Raw genomic sequence first — 18270 nt, 5'->3', positions numbered from 1 at the left:
GCCGGTTACGCCGGCCGCCCCCGCCCGGCAAGCCGCCAGCCGGCCGCCAGCACCACGAAGCCCAGCAGCCACAGCCCGGCCTGCACCGCCGGCCGCGGCCCGAAATCCCACGCGGCCGCCACGTCCCAGTTGGCGGCCCAGACCCGCCCGGCCGGCAGCGGCGTGGTGCCGGCATACCAGGCCCATTCCAGCGCCGTGGCCCCCAGCGTCGCCGCCGCCACCACCCCCAGCAGCGCCGGCAGGCTGCGCTGCGCCGCCCCGGCCGGCAGCAGCCGCCACAGCAGCAGCCCCAGGATCAGCCCGGCATGGAACACCGAAGGCGAGATGTCGGCCTTGCTCTGGATGAAGGCGTGCAGCAGCGCCAGCGCGGTGATGGGAAACACCAGCCGGTGCAGCTGCTTCCAGCCCCGCCCCATCCGCCGCATCGCCGCATCCGTGCTGGTCGCGCCCAGCCACACCAGGCCGATCAGCGCCAGCGTGCCGATGCCCAGGTAGATGCGCTGGACGATCTCGCTCAGCACCATCAGCAGGTTGCCGTTCAGCAGCGCCGAATACAGCACCAGGTGCCCGGCGGCCCAGGCCAGCGCCCCCAGCCCGACCATCCGCCGCAGCGCCAGGATGCGCGGCTCGCCCAGGATGCGCCCCACCGGCGTCACCGCCAGCGCCAGCGCCAGGAAGCGCAGCGCCCAGCGCCCGCTCTCATGCATCGCCTGGTTGCGCGGCTCGGGGCCCAGGTCGTCGGTGATGGCGCGCCAGGCAATCCACAGCGCCGGTGCCAGCAGCAGGGCGAAGGCGGCGGCGCGCAGCGCGTCGAAGCGGCCGCGGCGGTCGGTCCAGGGAATCAGATCCATCCGCGCTGCCTGATCAGCTGCGCCACGCGCCCGGTCTCGTCCAGCGGCGCGCGCGGCGGCGGCGGGGCGCTGCCCAGCGGCGCCGCCAGCCCGCGCGAAACCAGCGCCTCCAGCAGGGCACGGTGGCGCCGCCCAAGCCAGGGCGGCTCGGCGACCAGCAAGGGGGCAGGGCTCATCAGCGCCTCGGACAGCATCGAGACGCTGTCTCCCGTGACGACGATCCGTTTCGCCTGCGCGAGCAGCGAGAGATAGGGATTGGGCCCATCCCCCCCGAAGCGGTGCAGCCGGTGCGGGGTTGCCGCCAGCGCCGCCGCCACCGCTTCCGTCGCTGCCTCCCCGGTGCGGCGAGAGGTCGTCACCCACAGGAATCGACCTAATTCAGCGGTTTGTTGGGCGATCTTCACCGCCAAGGTGACATCCATCCCCACCCCGCGCACCGGCCCGCCCAGCAGCAGCGCGATTTCAGGTGCCGGATGAAGCAGCGGCGCCGCAGCCAGCGCCGCCGGGGTGACGCGATGGGTGGAACCGAGGATTTCAAGCATGTTGGCGCCCGGTGCTGCGCCGTCATGCGAGCCCAGGACCAGCAGGTCGAACTCCCCCGCGCCCCAGCCCGGCCTCATGCAGTGCACCAATCGCGCCCCGCGCCGTCCCAGCCACCGCGCCACCGGCGCCGCCCGCCGCCCCGCCGAGACCACCAGCCGCGGCCAGGGCGGCGCGAAGGCGCTGTGGTCCGCCAGGCCGGCCAGGGTCGGCCAGGGCCAGGGCACCCCGGCCAGCGCGCCGAAGCGCAGCTTCACGCGTCGGAACGGCACCCCCAGCCGCTCGGCGATGCCCAGCGCCTGGTTGGCGGTGCCGGCGCGCGGGTCCTCCAGCACCCACACGTCTTGGCGCGCGCCCGCGCCGCCGCTATCGGGTTCCTGGCTTCCCAGGGGTTCACGCACGTGACGATCCACCACGACTCCGCCTTCGACCGCGACGCGGCGCTGATCACCGCCCGCATCCTGCTGGAGATCAAGGCGGTGAACTTCCGCCCCGAGGAGCCCTACACCCTCACCAGCGGCTGGAAGAGCCCCGTCTACATCGACTGCCGCAAGATCATCTCCTACCCGCGCGCCCGCGCCCGCATCTGCGACCTGGGCGTGGAGAAGATCGACCGCGCCGTGGGCCACGAGACCATCGAGAGCGTGGCGGGCGGCGAGACGGCGGGCATCCCCTTCGCCGCCTGGATGGCCGACCGCATGGCCCTGCCGATGGCCTATGTCCGCAAGAAGCCCAAGGGCTTCGGCCGCAACGCGCTGATCGAGGGCGACGTGCCGGTGGGCAAGGAAACCCTGCTGGTGGAGGACCTGACCACCGACGGCGCCTCCAAGATCCGCTTCGCCCAGGCGCTGCGCGAGGCCGGCGCCAGGTGCGCCCACACCTTCGTGGTGTTCTACTACGGCGTCTTCCCCGGCTCCTTCGAGCAGATGAAGGCGATGGACCTGACGCTGCACCACCTCGCCTCCTGGTGGGACGTGCTGGAGGTCTGCAAGGAGCGCGACTACTTCCCCGAGGCCTCGCTGGCCGGGGTGCGCCGCTTCCTGGAGGACCCGGTGGCGTGGTCGCGCGCCCATGGCGGCGTCGGCAGCCTGGAGGAAGCGCTGGCGCACAAGGGCAAGGTGGGCTGACCCGGCGCGGCACGCTAGGCTGGCGGCCATGCCGCGCCGCCTCCTCCTCGCCCTGGCCCTGCTCTGCGCCCCCGCCGCCGCCCAGCCGGCGCGCGAGGCGCTGACGGTCGGCATCACGCAGTACCCTTCCACCTTCCACCCCAACATCGAGAACATGGCCGCGAAGTCCTACGTGCTGGGCTTCGCGCGCCGCCCCGTCACCGCCTACGACGCCGACTGGACCCTCGCCTGCCTGCTCTGCGAGGAGGTGCCCACGCTGGAGAACGGCCTCGCGGTGCGCGAGACCACGCCCGAGGGGCGGCCTGGCCTCGCCGTCACCTGGGTGCTGCGCGAGGGCCTGCGCTGGGGCGACGGCACGCCCCTGACCACGGAGGACCTGCGCTTCGCCTGGGAGGCGGGCAGGGACCCCGCCACCGGCTTCGGCCCGGCGGAATTCTACCGCTCCGCCTACGAGTTCATCGCGCACGACGCCCGCCGCTTCACCCTGCGCTTCGACCGCGTGACCTTCCAGTTCGCCTCCCTGGGCGACTTCGCCCCGCTGCCGGCCCACCTGGAGCGCTCCCGCTGGCAGGCCGACCCGCGCGGCTACCGCAGCCGCACCCTCTACGACACCGAGCCCGCCAACCCCGGCCTGTGGAACGGCCCCTTCCGCATCGCCGCCGTGCAGCCCGGCGCCGGCGTCACGCTGGAGCGCAACCCGCACTGGCACGGCGAGCCCCCGGCCTTCCGCCGCATCGCCGTCCGCACGGTGGAGAACACCGCCGCGCTGGAGGCGCAGCTCCTCGCCGGCCAGCTCGACATGATCGCCGGCGAGCTCGGCTTCCCGGCCGAGCAGGCCGCCGCCCTGGCCCGGCGCATCGGCGCCCGCTTCCGCGTCGCCTACCGCCCCGGCCTGGTCTACGAGCACCTGGACCTCAACCTGGAGCACCCCGCCCTGCGCGACGTGCGGGTGCGGGAGGCGCTGCTGCTGGCGCTGGACCGCGCCCAGGTGGTCGCCCGCCTGTTCGAGGGCCGCCAGACCGTCGCCCACGGCATGCTCAACCCGCTGGACCCGATGCACGACCCGGGCGTGCCCGCCCGCCCGCACGACCCCGCCCGCGCCGCCGCCCTGCTGGACGAGGCCGGCTGGCGCCTGCCCGCCCCCGGCGGCCTGCGCGCCAACGCCGCCGGCGAGCGCCTGTCCTTCGAGCTGATGACCACCGCCGGCAACCGCTCGCGCGAGGCGGTGCAGCAGGTCATCCAGGCGCAGTGGCGCGCCGTGGGGGTGGAGGCGCGCATCCGCAACGAGCCGCCGCGCGTGCTGTTCGGCGAGACGCTGTCCCGACGCCGCTTCAACGGCGCCGTGCTGTTCGCCTGGATCTCCTCGCCGGAGAACGTGCCCCGCGCCTCCCTCCATTCCGACGAGATCCCGCGCGCCGAGCGCAACTGGTCCGGCCAGAACTACCCCGGCTACCGCAACCCGGAGATGGACCAGCTGCTGGAGGACCTGCCCCAGGAACTCGACGCCACCCGCCGGCGCGAGCTCTGGTCGCGCTTGCAACGCCTCTACGCGCGCGACCTGCCGGCCCTGCCGCTGTGGTTCCGCCAGGACGCCCATGTCTGGCCCACCTGGCTGGACGGCGTGCGCCCCACCGGGCACCTCAACCCTTCCACCCTCTGGGCCGAGCAATGGCGCCCGCGCTGATCCTGTCGCGCTTGGCGCAGATGCTGGCGGTGCTGGCGCTGCTCTCGGCGCTGTTCTTCGCGCTGCTGGCCGCCATGCCGGGCGACCCCATTGACCTCGCGCTGGCCGCCGACCCCCGCCTGGGGCCGGAGGACGCCGCCCGCCTGCGCGCCCTGCACGGCCTCGACCAGCCGCTGCACGCCCGCTACCTCGCCTGGGCGGGGGCGGTGCTGGGCGGCAATGCCGGGCATTCGCGCCTGTTCGCCCAGCCGGTGGCGGCGCTGCTGGGGCCGGCGCTGCTGTCCACGCTCCAATTGCTGGGCTGGGCGCTGGCGCTGGCGCTGGCCGGCGGGGTGGCGCTGGGCGCCCTTGCCGCGGCGCGCCCGCGCTGGGCGCCCGCCGTGGCGGCGGTGGCCCTTCTGGCCCAGGCCATGCCGGCCTTCTGGCTCGGCCTGCTGCTCATCATCCTGTTCGCCGTGGCGCTGGGCTGGCTGCCCGCCGGCGGCGCCGAGCCCGGCTGGCGCTTCCTGCTGCTGCCGGTCGCCACGCTGGCCGTCGCCAACCTCGCCGCCTATGCCCGCCACACCGCCGCCGCCCTGCGCGCGGCGCTGGAGGAGCCGCACATCCGCTCCGCCCGCGCCCGCGGCGCCTCGGAAGCGCGGGTGCTGTGGCGCCACGCCTTCCCCAACGCCGCCGTCCCGGTGCTGGCGCTGGCGGGGCTGGACGCCGGGGCGCTGGTGTCCGGCGCGCTGGTCACCGAAACCCTGTTCGCCCGCCCCGGCATGGGCAAGCTCATCTACGACGCGGTGATGGGCAGCGACTTCAACCTGGCGCTGCTGGCCCTGCTGCTGGTGGCCGCCGTCACCATGCTGGCGACCCTGGCGGCCGACCTCGCGCAGCGCTGGCTGGACCCGCGGCTGGCATGAAGGCGGGCGCGCTGCTGCTCGCCGCGCTCGCGCTCGCCGCGCTGGGAGCCGACGCCGCCGCCGCCCTGCTGGGCCACGACCCCTTCGCGCCCGACCTGTTCAACCGCTTCGCCGCCCCCTCCGCCACCCACCCCCTGGGCACCGACGATTTGGGCCGCGACGTGCTGCTGCGGCTGATGCAGGGGGCGCGCGTCTCCCTGGCCGTGGGGCTGGCCGCCGCCCTGGCCGCCACCCTGCTGGGCACCGCCGCCGGGCTGGTGGCCGCCTGGCGCGGCGGCTGGGCCGATGCCGTGCTGATGCGCCTGGCCGACGGGCTGCTGGCGCTGCCCGCCCTGCCGCTGCTGGTCATCCTGGCCGCGCTGGACCCCGCCGCCATCGGCCTGCCGCGCGGCGAGGCGCTGGCCGACATCCTGCGCCTGTCCGCGCTGCTGGCCCTGTTCGGCTGGGTGGGGGTGGCGCGGCTGGTGCGCGCCGCCGCGCTGTCGGTGCTGGCGCGCGACCACGTGCGCGCCGCCCGCGCCCTGGGCGTGGCGGAGGCGCGCATCCTGCGCCGCCACGTCCTGCCGCAGCTGGCCGCGCCGGTCGCCATCGCCACCGCGCTGGCGGTGGGCGGGGCCATCCTGGCGGAATCCACCCTGTCCTTCCTGGGCCTGGGCATCGCCCCGCCCGCCGCCTCCTGGGGCAACATGCTGGCCAACGCGCAGGACCTGGCCTTCAACGCGCCGCTGGCCGCCATCTGGCCGGGGCTCGCCATCGCGCTCGCCGTGCTGGGCTGCACGCTGCTGGCCGATGGCGTGGCCCGGCGGCGCTAGCCGCGCATCCTCCAGGACGGGGTGGGCGCCCCCCTCTGGAAACCGGCCATCCCGTCCTCCTCCCCCCCGCGTCCCCCCACCCGCGCCGCCGAGGTTTCCGTCGCCGCCCGCGCCCGCCCATGCCATGCTGCGCCGATGGACCCGCACGCCTTCGAGGCCGCCCTGCAAGCGGACGGCTTCACCGAGATCCTCCGCCGCACCCTGCCCCCGGGCGACGCCCTGGGGGACCACGCCCATGCCTGGGCGGTGCGCGGCCTCGTGCTCGCCGGTTCCTTCCACGTCACCGGCGCCCGCCGCCAGGATTGCGGCCCCGGCGAGGTCTTCACCCTGGAGCCGGACGAGCCGCACAGCGAGGCCGCGGGCCCCGACGGCGCCTCCCTGCTCATCGGCCGGCGCCACGCCGCCTGACGCCGCGCCGCGCGGGGGGGGCGGCGACCTCCTCAGGCGGCCAGCAGCCGCGCCAGCTCCTCGCGCCGCCAGGGCTTGGGCAGCACCGGCACGTCCGGCGGCACCCGGTGCTCGCCCGCCAGCGCCTCGTTGGTGTAGCCGGAGGTGAGCACGACGCGCAGCCCCGGCCGGCGCCGCCGCGCCTCCACCGCCAGCTGCACGCCGTTCATGCCGCCGGGCATCACCACGTCGCTGAACAGCACGTCCACCCGTGCGCCGCGGTCCAGCAGGGCCAGCGCCTCCGCCGCGTCCCGCGCCGCCTCCACGCGGTAGCCGAGGTCGGAGAGGCTCTCCACCGCCGCCGCCAGCACGGCCGGCTCGTCCTCCACCGCCAGCACCACCTCGTCGCCGCGGGCGGGGCGCAGCGCGCCGGCCGGGCCGTGGGCGGCGCGGGGCGCGGCCTCGCCGGCCGCCGCGGGCAGGCGCAGCGTCACCGCGGTGCCGGCACCCGGCGCCGATTCCAGCGCCATCTCCCCGCCCGCGCCCTGGGCGAAGCCATACACCTGCGCCAGCCCGAGGCCGGAGCCGCGGCCGAACTCCTTGGTGGTGAAGAAGGGCTCGGCGGCGCGCTGGCGCACCGCCTCGGCCATGCCGTGCCCGTCGTCGCGCACCCGCACCTCCACCGACCCGCCGGCGCCGCTCGTCTCCACCGCCACCACGCCGCCTTCCGGGCGCAGCGCGTCGCGCGCGTTGACCAGCAGGTTCAGCATCGCCTGCTCGAATTCCGAGACGTCCAGCCGGGCCGGCGGCAGCGCCGGGTCCAGCCGCAGCTCCAGCCGCCCGCGCTCGCCCAGGGCGCGGCGCAGCAGGGGCTCCAGCGCCAGCAGCACGGCGTTGGGCTGCACCAGCTCCGCCCGCAGCTCGCGGCGGCGGGCATAGGTCAGCAGCTGGCGGGTCAGCCGCGCGGCGCGGTCCACCGCCTCCAGCCCGGCCTCCGCCGCCGCGGCCACCCGCGCGGCGTCGGCGGGGCGGCGGCGGATGGTTTCGAAGCCGGCCTGCACCACCATCAGCATGTTGTTGAAGTCGTGCGCGATGCCGCCGGTCAGCCGGCCCACCGCCTCCATCTTCTGCGCCTCGCGCAGCGCCGCCTCGTGGCGGCGGGCCTCGGCGGTGGCGGCGGCCTCGCGCCGGCGCATCGCCTCCGTCTCGGCCACGAAGGCCCACACCACGCCCAGCCCGGCGCCCAGCGCCAGCACCCGCCCGGCCTGCCAGCCCACCGTGGCGCGGGCGCCGCCGGCCAGCGTCAGCAGGTTGTCCAGCACCATCAGCGCCAGCCCGGCCAGCAGCCACACCTCCAGCACGCTGCGCCCGCCCGCCCGGGTGCGCCACCACAGCACGCCGAGGGCCAGCACCGTCAGCGCCTGCACCGCCGGCCCGACGCCGGACTCCACCATGGCCGAGTAGTCGTCGCCCGACACCTGGTGCGGCAGCCAGGGCAGGCCCCAGGTGGCCAGCGCGCCACTCATCGCGGCGGCCGCCAGCGCCGCCGCCGCGGCTGCCCATCCCCATCCCGCCGCCACCTCTCCGCCACGCCGGGCCACCGCCGCGTACAGCAGGGCGCAGACCGGCGGTCCCATGTGCCAGAAGGTCCACAGCCAGATGGTCGTCTCCGGCCCGCTGCCCAGCAGCCGCCCCGGCGCCAGCCCGTTCGGCACCGACAGCAGCTGCAGCGCGACGATGGCGGTGGTGTAGAGCTGGCAGGCGCCGGCCAGCGCCAGCGCCAGCCGCCGGCCCTGGCGGAACTGGCTGAACAGCAGCCCGGCCGCCAGCCCGTGCGCCAGCACCAGCGCCGTCTGGTGCACCAGCATGAAGCCCGGCATCGGCGGCCCCGGCCGGGCGGCGAGCGGCAGCAGGGCCAGCGCGACCGCCGCCGCCGCCAGGCACAGGGCCAGGGCGGCGTTGCGTTGGCCGGTTCCGGCCGGGCCGGTGTCGAGGGCGGCGGACATGAGGGGCGCCACTTCCCTTCGCGTGATGGAGGGCGCCGTCACCCATACGCCGCTTCGCACGAAACGGCGAGTGATTCCGCAGTGATTCCCCGCACGCGCGCAGGGGCGCCAAGCCGCCGCCTCCGCCGCCCTGGCCGGGCGTGGAGCGCGGCGCCGCCTGCATCCGGCGCGGCGCGCCTTCAGGCCCGGCCGGCTGGCGCCGGCGCGGCGCTACACCGCCCCCACCCGCCGCGCGAAGCTCGCCCGCACCGCCTCGGCATGGCGCTCCATCTCGTCGCGCAGCGCCGGCAGGCCGGGCACTTCGTGGCCCACCAGCGCGGCGGTGCCGTGGCACAGCGCCTCCTCCGCCGCCGGGGGCAGGGCGGGCTCGCGCCACTTGCCCACGGTCAGGCGCAGCAGGCCCAGCAGGGTGCGCCACAGACGCTCGGCCTGGATCAGGGTAGCCGCCTCGCGCTCCTCCAGCAGCCCTTCCTGGCCCAGCGCCTGCAGCACCTCGCGCGTGGTGCCGCGCAGCAGGCGCGGGTGGGCATGGGCGTGCGCCACCCCCAGCGCCTGGGCGATGAACTCCACCTCCGTCAGCCCGCCGGGCATGCCCTTGATGTCCCACGGGCCTTCGGGCGGCAGGTCGCGCAGCAGGCGCGCGCGCATCTCCCGCGCGTCCTCCAGCACGGCGGCGGGGTCGCGCGCGGCCGCCAGGGCGTCGCGCACGGCGGCGCCCACGGCGCGCGCCAGGGCAGGGGGGCCGGCCACCACCCGGGCGCGGGTCAGCGCCATGCGCTCCCAGGTCCAGGCCTCGCGCGCGTGATACCCCTGGAACGAGGCCAGCCGCACCGCCACCGGCCCCTTGTTGCCCGAGGGGCGCAGCCGCATGTCCACCTCGAAGGCGCGCCCCTCCGCCCCCGGCGCGGTCAGCGCCGCCACCACCTGGTGCGCGAGGCGGATGAAGTATTCCGAGGGCGCGAGCGAGCGCGCCCCGCCCGCGCTGCCCTCCGCCTCCGGCGCGTGGTCGTAGATGAGGATGAGGTCGAGGTCGGAGCCCGGCAGCATCTCCCGCCCGCCCAGCTTGCCCAGCGCCAGCACCGCCATGCCGCCGCCCGGCACCTCGCCGAAGCGCCGCGCGAAATCGGCCGCCACGGCGGGCAGCAGCGCGGCGATGGCCGCCTCCGCCAGGGCCGAGCGCTGCTCGCCGGCGGCGTCGGCGTCCAGCCGGGCCTCCAGCGCGGCGGCGTCCACTTCGAACAGGCGCTCCGTCACCAGCCGGCGCGTCGCCTCCAGCGCCTCGTCCAGGTCGCGCGCCTCGCGCAGCAGGGCGGGCAGGGCGGCCAGCGGCTTCTCGCCCGGGGCGGCGGTGGCGCCGGCCAGCAGGCCCTCCAGCGCCGCCGGGCGGCGGGCCAGGTGGTCAGCCAGGGTCGGCGCCGCGCCCAGCAGGGCGGCCATGCGGTCCAGCAGCCGGGGGTTGCGGTGCAGCAGCGACAGGAACTGCACCCCGGCCGACAGCCGGCCCAGCAGCGCGTCGAAGCGCGCCAGCGCCGCGTCGGGCTCGCGCTGGCGGGCGAAGGCGCCCAGCAGGGCGGGCATCATCTCCGTCAGCAGCTCGCGCGCGCGCTCGCTGCGGGTGGCGCGGGGCCGGCCATGGTGCCACGCCCGCACCATCGCCCCCACCGAGGCGCCGTCGCGGAAGCCCATGGCGCGCAGCGTGGCCAGGGTCTCGGGGTCGTCCTCCACCCCGGTGAACACCAGGCTGCCCGCCTCCTCGCTCAGCGTCGGCGCCGCCTCGAACATGCGGGCGTAGTGGCCCTGCACCCGCATCTGGTGCGCCGTCAGCGCGGCGGAGAACGCCTCGGTGTCCGCGAAGCCCATGAAGCGGGCGATGCGCAGCAGCTCCTCGGCCTCCTCCGGCAGGCGGTGGGTCTGGCGGTCGGCCACCATCTGCAGCCGGTGCTCGACGTCGCGCAGGAACACGTAGGCGTCGGCGAGGTCGGCCGCCGCCCGGCGGTCCATCTTGCCCGCCCCGGCCAGGGCGGCCAGGGCGCCCAGGGTGGTGGGGTCGCGCAGCGCCGGGTCCCGCCCGCCCCAGATGAGCTGGAGCACCTGGGCGGTGAACTCGATCTCCCGGATGCCGCCGCGCCCCAGCTTGACGTCGTGCCCGGCCACGGCAATCTCGCCGCCCGCGCCCTTGGCGCCCTTGTGCTGGTGGATCTGCCGCTTGATGGAATGGATGTCGGCCACCGCGGCGAAGTCCAGGTGGCGGCGCCACACGAAGGGGCGCAGCTCCTTCAGGAAGGCCTCGCCCGCCGCGCGGTCGCCGGCCACCGGCCGGGCCTTGATCATCGCCGCGCGTTCCCAGTTCTGGCCCAGGCTCTCGTAGTAGCTCAGCGCCATCGGCACCGAGACGCAGAGCGGCGTGGCCCCCGGGTCCGGCCGCAGCCGCAGGTCGGTGCGGAAGACGTAGCCCTCGGCCGTGCGTTCCTCCATCAGCCGCACCAGGTCGCGGGCGAGGCGCACATAGGGTGCGGCCCCGTGCTCCTCGTGGTAGGCTGGCGACTCAGGATCATGCAGAAGCATCAGGTCAATGTCGGAGGAGTAGTTCAGCTCCCGCCCGCCCAGCTTGCCCATCCCCAGCACGATGAGGCCCGAGCCCTTCGTGATGGCCCGGGGCGCGCCCGCCGCCTTGGCCAGCCGCAGCTGCCCGCGCCGGTGCGCCTCCAGCAGCAGGTGGGCGCAGGCGAACTCGATGGCCTGGTCGGCCAGCTCGCTCAGCGCGCCGGTCACCTGGTCCAGCGTCCAGCTTCCCCCCAGGTCGGCCGCGGCGGCCACCAGCGCGCCCTGCCGCTTGGCGCGGCGCAGCAGGCTGGCCACCGCCTCCCGCCCGGCGCCGGGGTCGGCCTTGGCCAGCGGCTCCAGCGCCGCCTCCATCGCCTCGTCCGGGCCGCGGTCCAGCAGGCGGGCCAGGGTGGCGGTCTCGGCCACCACCAGGTCGGCCAGGAAGGGCGAATGGGCGCCAATGCGGTCCAGCAGGGGCTGGGCGTCCGGGCGGGCCGCCAGGGCCTGGCGCAGCGCGTCGCCCTCGGCCAGGCGGGCGCGCAGGGCGGCGGCGGCGTCGGGGTCGTGCAGCGGGCTCATCGCCGGGCAGGGAAGGGCGGGGGGGCCGCGCCGGTCAATCCCCCGTGAGGCGGCTGCGCTGGGTCCTGGCGCCGCTGCTGGCGCTGCCGCTGCTGGCGGCGGCGGTGCTGGGCTGGCTGGCCTGGCGGCTGGCCGACGGCCCGCTCGACGCCCCCTGGCTGGCCCGCGCCATCGAGCGCCAGGCCAACCAGGAGGACGGCCCGGGCACCCTGTCCATCCGCGCCGCGCGCCTGTCCTGGGCCGGCTTCCGCGGCGCCGCCCCGCTGGAGGTCAGCCTGTCCGGCGCCACCCTGCGCGACGCCGCCGGCCGCGCCATCGGCGCCCTGCCGGAAGCCACCGTGGCCCTGGCGCTGCGCCCGCTGCTGCGCGGCACCCTGGCCGCCACGGAGGTGACGCTGCTGCGGCCGGAGGTGTTCCTGCGCCGCGCCCCCGACGGCGCCATCTCGCTCGACCTGCCCGACACCCAGGCGGGGCCCGCCGCGCCCGCCGCCGTGCCCGACGCCACCCCCGCCCTGCTGGCCGACCTGCTGCGCCCGGCGGATGAGCGCGCCTCCCACACCGCCTTGCGCCGCATCCGCGTCACCGACGGCCTGGTGGCGGTGCGGGACGAGGCGCTGGGCCGCGACTGGCGCCTGGAAGGCGTCACCCTGGCCATCCTGCGCGCCGAGCAGGGCGGGCTGTCCGGCGATGGCGAGGCCGTGCTGCGCACCGCCGGCGCCACCGTGCCCGTCCATCTCTCGGGCGAGGCGCGGGCCGAGCCGCAGCGCCTCGCCGTCCGCCTGGACCTGCCGGTGCTGCTCCCGGCCGAGATCGCCCGCATCTGGCCGGAGGCCGCGGCGCTGGAGGCGCTGGACGCGCCGCTGGCCATCGAGGTCGCGGCGGAGCTGGACCCCTCCGCCACCCCGCGCGGCGTGGCGCTGCGCCTGTCCGCGCCCCGCGGCGGCCGCCTCGCCGGCCTGCCCTTCGACGGGCTGGAGGCGCGGCTGACCGCGCGCCCCGACCGGCTGGACCTGGAATCCGCCCGCATCGCCCAGGCTGGCCGCGCGCTGGGGGCCAGCGGCACCCTGCACCGCCAGGGCCCCGGCTGGCGCGGCGTGGTGACGCTGGAGGCCGCGGCCCTGGAAGCCGCCGACCTGTCCCGCCACTGGCCGGAGGACGCCTTCCCCGCCACCCGCCGCGCCGCCCTGGCCCTGTGGCCCACCGGCCGGCTGGAGGCGCTGTCCCTGGCGCTGGACCTGGCCGCGGACGCCGATCTGCGCGACTGGCGGCTGGAAGGCGCCGAGGCGCGCGGCACCGCCGCCGCCGCCGTGCTGGACCTGGGCGAGCGCGGCCGCCTGCCCGCCCGCCGCATGGAGCTGGACCTCGCCGTCTCGCGCGAGGCGGCGACGCTGCGCCGCCTGTCCCTGGTGCTGGAGCCGCCGGAGCCCGGCGCCCCCGCCCCAGGCGTGGTGCTGACCGGCACGGCGCGGCTGGCCGGCGGCGAGTGGCAGGGCCGCGCCGAGGCCCGGCTGGACCGCGTGCGCGCCGCCGACCTGCCGGCCTTGTGGCCCCCCGGCCTGGGCGGCGGCGAGCGCGCCTGGATCACCCAGAACGTCACCGCCGGCGAGGTGAGGGAAGGCCGCTGGGCAGTGGAAGCCCGCGCCGGCACCGACCTCGCGGTCGTCACGCCCACCCGGCTGGAGGGCGAGGCGCTGCTGGAGAACGCCACCATCCACTGGCTGCGCCCGGTGCCGCCGGTGCGCGGCGTTTCCGGCCGCGCCCGCTTCAGCCTGGAGGAGATCACCCTCGCCACCCGCGGCGGCCGGCAGGAGCGCGAGGGCGGCGAGGCCGGCGGGCTGGAGCTGCGCGAGGGCACGCTGCGCTTCCTGCTGCCCGCCAACGCCACCCCCACGGCCGAGATCGCCCTGGCGGTGTCCGGCCCGGTGACGGAGGCGGTGGCGCTGATCCGCCACCCGCGGCTGCACATCTTCGACCGCCGCCCCTTCCCGGTGCAGGTGGCGGCCGGCGCGCACGACGCCGCGCTGACCATCGGCTTCCCGCTGATCGCCGACCTGCGGACGGAGCAGGTGCGCTTCCGCGCCGACGCGCGCATCCGCAACGCCCGCCTCGCCCGCGTGCTGCTGGACCGCGACATCGAGAACCTGGACGCCGAGCTGGGCGTGGACATGGACGGCCTGCGCGCCCAGGGCAGCGCCGTGTTCCAGGGCAGCCCGGTGCGCCTGGGGGTGGAGATGGACTTCCGCCCCGGCCCCGCCACCCAGGTCGTCTCGCGCGAGAGCGCCAGCGGCCGCTTCGACGCCCGCACCCTGGCGGCGCTGGGCTTCGACGCCGGGGCGCTGCTGGCCGGCCCGGTGGCCATCGAGGCGCGCACGGAGCGGCGGCGCAACGCCACCTCCACCATCCAGCTGCGCGGCGACCTGCTGCAATCCACCCTGTCCTTCCCGCCGCTGCGCTGGCAGAAGCCCCGCGGCTCGCCCGGCATGGCCGAGGCGCAGCTGCGCCTGGCCGGCGACAACCTGCTTGCCATCGAGGCCATCCGCATCGAGGCGCTGGACCTCGCGCTGCGCGGCCGCGCCGTCGCCGCCCGCGGCGGGCGCATCGAGCGCGTGGAGTTCGCCGAGAGCCTGTTCGGCGCCTCCCGCTTCTCCGGCGACGCCCGCGCCCCGGCGCGCATCGGCGGGCCCTGGGCGGTCAACCTGCGCGGCCCCATCCTCGACCTCCGCCCGGTCTTCGCCCCCGGCCCGGGCCGCCCGCAGGAGGACACGGAAGGCGACGCCCCCGCCCTGGCGCTGGACCTGCGCTTCGACCAGGTGCTCACCGGCCCGGGCCGCGAGGTCCACGCCATCCAGGCCCGCGCCCTGAGCGACCGCCAGGGCGTGCTGCGCGAGGCGACGCTGCGCGGCCGCACCGCCCGGGCCTCCGGCCCCTTCGAGCTGGTGCTGGCCCCGCGCGGCGAGGCCCGCACCCTGCGCGCCACCGCCGAGGATGGCGGGGCGCTGCTGCGCGCGCTGGGCCTCGTCTCCACCATCCAGGGCGGGCGGATGACGCTGGCCGGCACCTACCCGCAGACCCGCCCCGGCGCCGCCCTGCAAGGCCAGATGGAGATCGAGCAGTTCGCGGTGCGCGAGGCCCCGGCCCTGGGCAAGCTGCTGCAGGCGATGACGCTCTACGGGCTGGTGGACGCGGTGCAGGGCGGCTCCGGCCTCGCCTTCGCGCGCGCCGTGGTGCCCTTCACCCTGACGCCCGAGGCGATGCACATCGCCGACGCGCGCGCCTTCTCGCCCTCGCTGGGCATCACCGCGCGCGGGCGCGTGCTGCGCGAGCGCGCGGTGCTGGACCTGGAGGGAACCATCGTGCCGGCCTACTTCTTCAACTCCCTGCTGGGCAACCTGCCCCTGGTCGGCCGCCTGTTCAGCCCGGAGGCCGGCGGCGGCGTCTTCGCCGCCACCTTCCGCGCCCAGGGCGAGGCCGAGGACGCGCAGATCTCCGTCAACCCGCTGGCCGCGCTGACGCCGGGCTTCCTGCGCGGCCTGTTCGGCCTGGCCGAGGGGCGGGCGCCGCGATGAGCCTGCTCGGCCAGTCCCTGCGCCGGCGCGAGGATGCGCGCTTCCTGCGCGGCCAGGGCCGCTACGTGGACGACCACGCGCCGCCCGGCGCGCTGCACGCGGTGTTCCTGCGCTCGCCGCACGCCCATGCCCGCATCGCCGCGCTGGACGCCGCCGCCGCCCGGGCGATGCCCGGCGTGCGCCTGGTGCTGACCGGCGCCGAGGTGGCGGACACCCGCCCCATCCCCTGCGTCTCCAACCTCGGCCCCGAGGCCCGGCTGCACGAGCCGCCGCGCCCCAACCTGGCCCATGACGCGGTGCGCCACGTCGGCGAGGCGGTGGCCCTGGTGGTGGCCGACACCCCGCACGCCGCGCTGGACGCCGCCGAGGCCATCGCGGTGGACTACGACCCCTGGCCCGCCATCGCCGCCCCCTTCGCCCCGGGGCCGGACATCCACCCGGGCGCGCCCGGCAACCTCGCCTTCCTGTGGCGCAAGGGCGAGCACGCGGCGGTGGCCGCGGCCATGGCCGGGGCGGCGCGGGTGGTCCAGCGCCGCATCCCCAACCCGCGCGCCGCCGCCGCCCCGCTGGAGCCGCGCGCCGCCGTGGCCTGGGCGGAGGCCGGGCGGCTGCACCTGCTGTGCAACGGGCAGGACGTGCACGGCATCCGCGCCCAGCTCTGCGCCGCGCTGCGGCTGGAGGCCGCCGCCCTGCACGTGCTGGCCCCCGACGTCGGCGGCGGCTTCGGCGTCAAGAACGTGGCCTTCCCCGAGCACGTGGCCCTGCTGCGCGCCGCCGCCCTGCTGGGCGCGCCGCTGCGCTGGTGCTCCACCCAGGCCGAGGACTTCGCCGCCGCCGGCCATGGCCGCGCGGTGGACGCCGTGGCCCGGCTGGCGCTGGACGCGGAGGGCGGCATCCTGGCGCTGGAGGTGGAGGCGGTGGCCGAGATGGGCGCCTACCTGTCCGGCTACGGCCCGCACTGCCCGACCAACAGCCTGTCCACCGCCATCGCCGGCTGCCACCGCGTGCCGCTGGTGGCGCTGACGGTGCGCGGCGCCTTCACCAACGCCTCCCCCGTCGAGGCCTATCGCGGCGCCGGCAAGCCCGAGGCCAACCTCATCATCGAGACGCTGCTGGACGCCGCGGGGCTGGACCGCGCCCGCACCGCCTGGACGCCGCCGCACGACGCCGCCCTGGGCCAGCGCATCCGCGACGGCGCCCCCGCCCGCCGCCTGGCCGAATGCGCCCTCCTGGCCGACCAGGCCGGCTTCCCCGCCCGTCGCGCGGCCAGCGAGGCGCGCGGCCTGCACCGCGGCTTCGGCCTCGCCACCTTCCTGGAAACCGCGCGCGGCACGCCGGGCGAATGGGCCCGGCTGCGCTGGGTGGGGGAGGGGCTGGAGCTGGCCATCGGCACCCAGAGCAACGGCCAGGGCCATGAGACTTCCTTCCCACAATACGCCGCGGCCCTGCTGGACCTCGACCCCGGCACCATTTCCTATGTGCAGGCCGACACCGACCGCGTGGCGCGCGGCGCCGGCCATGGCGGCGCCCGCTCGCTGCACCAGGGCGGCGAGGCCATCCGCCTGGCCGCCGCCGCCCTGCTCGGCGCCGCCCGCACCGCCGCCGCCCGGCTGCTCCAATGCGACCCCGGCGCGCTGCACTACGCCGGGGGCCGCTTCGCCCTGGCCGATGGCCGCGCCCTGGCCCTGGCCACCATCGCCGCCGAGGAGGGCGGCCTGGAGGGCGAGGCCGCGCATGGGAATGATGTCGTCACCCATCCCAACGGCGCCCACGCCGCCGAGGTCGAGCTGGACCCTGCCACCGGGGAATGGAGATTGCTGTCCTACACCTGCGTGGACGACTACGGCACCCTGCTGAACCCGCTACTCACCCGCGGCTCGGTGCAGGGCGGGCTGGCCCAGGGCATCGGCCAGGCGCTGGGCGAGGCGGTGGTGCACGACGCCGATGGCCAGCTGCTGACGGCGGGCTTCATGGACTACCGGCTGCCCCGCGCCGCCGACCTGCCCGGCCTGCACGTGCACCTGCGCGAGGACCAGCCCACCGGGGCGAACGCCCTGGGCGCCAAGGGCAGCGGCCAGGCCGGCGCCATCGCCGCCCCGCCCGCGGTGCTGGCCGCCCTGCGCGACGCCGCCGGCGCCGAGGTCACCCTGCCGGCGACGCCCGAGGCGGTCTGGCGCGCCCTGCGCGGCTGACGCCCGGCTTGCGCGCGGCGCGCCGCGGCGGCCAAGCTGGCGTCCGGGCACACCGGGAAGGGAACCACGCCATGCGCCGCCGCCAGTTGCCGCTGCTCGCCGCCCCGCTGCTGCTGCCGGGCGCCGCCCGCGCGCAATCCTTCCCCGAGCGGCCCATCCGCATCATCGTGCCCTTCCCGCCGGGCGGCTCCAACGACATCGTCGCCCGCGTGCTGCAACCCCGGCTGTCCGAGGCGCTGGGCCGCCCCGTGGTGGTGGACAACCGCGGCGGCGCCTCCGGCAGCGTCGGCGCCGGCGAGGCGGCGCGCGCCGCGGCGGATGGCAGCACCTGGGCCCTGGTGAACGACACCCTGGCCAACAACGACACGCTGATGCAGCTGCCCTACCGGCTGGACGCCTTCTCCTTCGCCACTGTGGTGGGCACCTGCCCCTACGCCTTCGTCACCCAGCGCGCGGCGCCCTGGGCGGACTGGGCGGCGGTGGCGGCCCAGGCCAAGGCGCAGCCCGACAGCCTGCAATACGCCACCACCGGCACCGGCAGCCTGGCGCACGTCGCCACCACCCTGCTGTCGCGCGAGGGCGGCTTCGCGCTGACCCACGTGCCCTACCGCGGCGGCGGCCCCGCCCTGCAGGACGTGCTGGCGGGCCACGTGCCGCTGTTCATGTCCAACATCGTCATCATCATGCCGCACCTGCGCTCGGGCGCGCTGCGGGCGCTGGGCGTCACCTCGCCCGAGGCCAGCCGCTTCCTGCCCGGCGTGCCCACCTTCCGCGAGCTGGGCTTCCGCGGCTTCGACGCGCTGACCTGGTGGGCCATGGTCGGCCCCGCCGGCATCCCCGCCCCCCTGGTGCAGCGCATGTCCGAGGCGGTGCGCGCCGCCACGGCGGATGCCGGCGTGAAGGCCCGTCTGGACGAGCTGGGCGCCGAGGTGGTGGCCAGCGACCCGGCCGCGGCCGAGGCCTTCATCAAGGGCGAGGCCGCGCGCTGGGGCCGCGTCATCCGCGAGGCCAACATCCAGCCCGAGGGGTAGGGGTCGCGCCCGGCGGCAACGCGCGAAGCCCGGACGCCGCCGGCGC

General features: G+C 77.1%; 12 protein-coding genes. 8 read left to right on the top strand and 4 right to left on the bottom strand.

The features are described from left to right. Positions 1-5: 5 nt before the first annotated feature. Together msrQ and ACI6QG_RS07450 are read right to left on the bottom strand one after the other, a co-directional pair. Complete coding sequence (msrQ, locus tag ACI6QG_RS07455) at positions 6-851, bottom strand: protein-methionine-sulfoxide reductase heme-binding subunit MsrQ (protein ID WP_407023951.1); 846 nt, start codon at positions 849-851, stop codon at positions 6-8. Next, positions 842-1726, bottom strand: a complete 885-nt coding sequence (locus tag ACI6QG_RS07450) for a mitochondrial fission ELM1 family protein (protein WP_407023950.1) — start codon at positions 1724-1726, stop codon at positions 842-844. Before ACI6QG_RS07450 ends, msrQ begins: the two co-directional genes overlap by 10 nt. 66 nt (positions 1727-1792) lie before the next feature. On the opposite strand from ACI6QG_RS07450, the gene ACI6QG_RS07445 reads away from it, so the two are divergent. From ACI6QG_RS07445 to ACI6QG_RS07425, 5 genes are all read left to right on the top strand, one after another. Next, positions 1793-2518 (top strand): orotate phosphoribosyltransferase, encoded by a 726-nt coding sequence (locus ACI6QG_RS07445; RefSeq protein ID WP_407023949.1) that lies wholly within the window; start codon positions 1793-1795, stop codon positions 2516-2518. Between the two features lie 28 nt (positions 2519-2546). Next, the gene (locus tag ACI6QG_RS07440) at positions 2547-4202 is read left to right on the top strand and encodes a peptide ABC transporter substrate-binding protein (RefSeq protein ID WP_407023948.1); all 1656 of its coding nucleotides are present in this window, start codon (positions 2547-2549) and stop codon (positions 4200-4202) included. Beyond that, entirely contained in the window at positions 4187-5107 is a 921-nt protein-coding gene (locus ACI6QG_RS07435; RefSeq protein ID WP_407023947.1) for an ABC transporter permease, read from the top strand. Before ACI6QG_RS07440 ends, ACI6QG_RS07435 begins: the two co-directional genes overlap by 16 nt. Then, positions 5104-5919: an ABC transporter permease gene (locus tag ACI6QG_RS07430; protein ID WP_407023946.1), complete on the top strand. Its 816-nt coding sequence runs from the start codon at positions 5104-5106 to the stop codon at positions 5917-5919. The genes ACI6QG_RS07435 and ACI6QG_RS07430 overlap by 4 nt, the downstream gene beginning before the upstream one ends. 135 nt (positions 5920-6054) lie before the next feature. Beyond that, positions 6055-6327: a cupin domain-containing protein gene (locus tag ACI6QG_RS07425; protein ID WP_407023945.1), complete on the top strand. Its 273-nt coding sequence runs from the start codon at positions 6055-6057 to the stop codon at positions 6325-6327. Between the two features lie 32 nt (positions 6328-6359). Here the strand turns inward: ACI6QG_RS07425 and ACI6QG_RS07420 are convergent, their stop codons facing one another. Together ACI6QG_RS07420 and ACI6QG_RS07415 are read right to left on the bottom strand one after the other, a co-directional pair. Next, positions 6360-8312, bottom strand: a complete 1953-nt coding sequence (locus ACI6QG_RS07420; protein ID WP_407023944.1) for an MASE4 domain-containing protein — start codon at positions 8310-8312, stop codon at positions 6360-6362. Between the two features lie 210 nt (positions 8313-8522). Next, entirely contained in the window at positions 8523-11435 is a 2913-nt protein-coding gene (locus ACI6QG_RS07415; RefSeq protein ID WP_407023943.1) for a bifunctional [glutamine synthetase] adenylyltransferase/[glutamine synthetase]-adenylyl-L-tyrosine phosphorylase, read from the bottom strand. A gap of 44 nt (positions 11436-11479) precedes the next feature. On the opposite strand from ACI6QG_RS07415, the gene ACI6QG_RS07410 reads away from it, so the two are divergent. From ACI6QG_RS07410 to ACI6QG_RS07400, 3 genes are all read left to right on the top strand, one after another. Next, the gene (locus ACI6QG_RS07410) at positions 11480-15001 is read left to right on the top strand and encodes a DUF3971 domain-containing protein (RefSeq protein WP_407023942.1); all 3522 of its coding nucleotides are present in this window, start codon (positions 11480-11482) and stop codon (positions 14999-15001) included. After that, entirely contained in the window at positions 14998-17193 is a 2196-nt protein-coding gene (locus ACI6QG_RS07405) for a xanthine dehydrogenase family protein molybdopterin-binding subunit (protein WP_407023941.1), read from the top strand. Before ACI6QG_RS07410 ends, ACI6QG_RS07405 begins: the two co-directional genes overlap by 4 nt. Positions 17194-17264: 71 nt before the next feature. Next, entirely contained in the window at positions 17265-18224 is a 960-nt protein-coding gene (locus tag ACI6QG_RS07400; RefSeq protein ID WP_407023940.1) for a tripartite tricarboxylate transporter substrate-binding protein, read from the top strand. Positions 18225-18270 lie beyond the last annotated feature (46 nt).

Origin of the sequence: Sabulicella flocculans (assembly GCF_045449635.1) — a bacterium.
GTDB lineage: Bacteria > Pseudomonadota > Alphaproteobacteria > Acetobacterales > Acetobacteraceae > Roseococcus.
The sequence above is the reverse complement of the archived record's forward strand: the minus strand, read 5'-3'. Positions and strand labels throughout refer to the sequence as shown.

Coding starts and splice junctions, on each gene's coding strand:
- msrQ (WP_407023951.1), bottom strand. CDS start 851: ATGGATCTGATTCCCTGGACCGACCGCCGCGGCCGCTTCGACGCGCTG.
- ACI6QG_RS07440 (WP_407023948.1), top strand. CDS start 2,547: ATGCCGCGCCGCCTCCTCCTCGCCCTGGCCCTGCTCTGCGCCCCCGCC.
- ACI6QG_RS07435 (WP_407023947.1), top strand. CDS start 4,187: ATGGCGCCCGCGCTGATCCTGTCGCGCTTGGCGCAGATGCTGGCGGTG.
- ACI6QG_RS07430 (WP_407023946.1), top strand. CDS start 5,104: ATGAAGGCGGGCGCGCTGCTGCTCGCCGCGCTCGCGCTCGCCGCGCTG.
- ACI6QG_RS07425 (WP_407023945.1), top strand. CDS start 6,055: ATGGACCCGCACGCCTTCGAGGCCGCCCTGCAAGCGGACGGCTTCACC.
- ACI6QG_RS07420 (WP_407023944.1), bottom strand. CDS start 8,312: ATGTCCGCCGCCCTCGACACCGGCCCGGCCGGAACCGGCCAACGCAAC.
- ACI6QG_RS07415 (WP_407023943.1), bottom strand. CDS start 11,435: ATGAGCCCGCTGCACGACCCCGACGCCGCCGCCGCCCTGCGCGCCCGC.
- ACI6QG_RS07405 (WP_407023941.1), top strand. CDS start 14,998: ATGAGCCTGCTCGGCCAGTCCCTGCGCCGGCGCGAGGATGCGCGCTTC.
- ACI6QG_RS07400 (WP_407023940.1), top strand. CDS start 17,265: ATGCGCCGCCGCCAGTTGCCGCTGCTCGCCGCCCCGCTGCTGCTGCCG.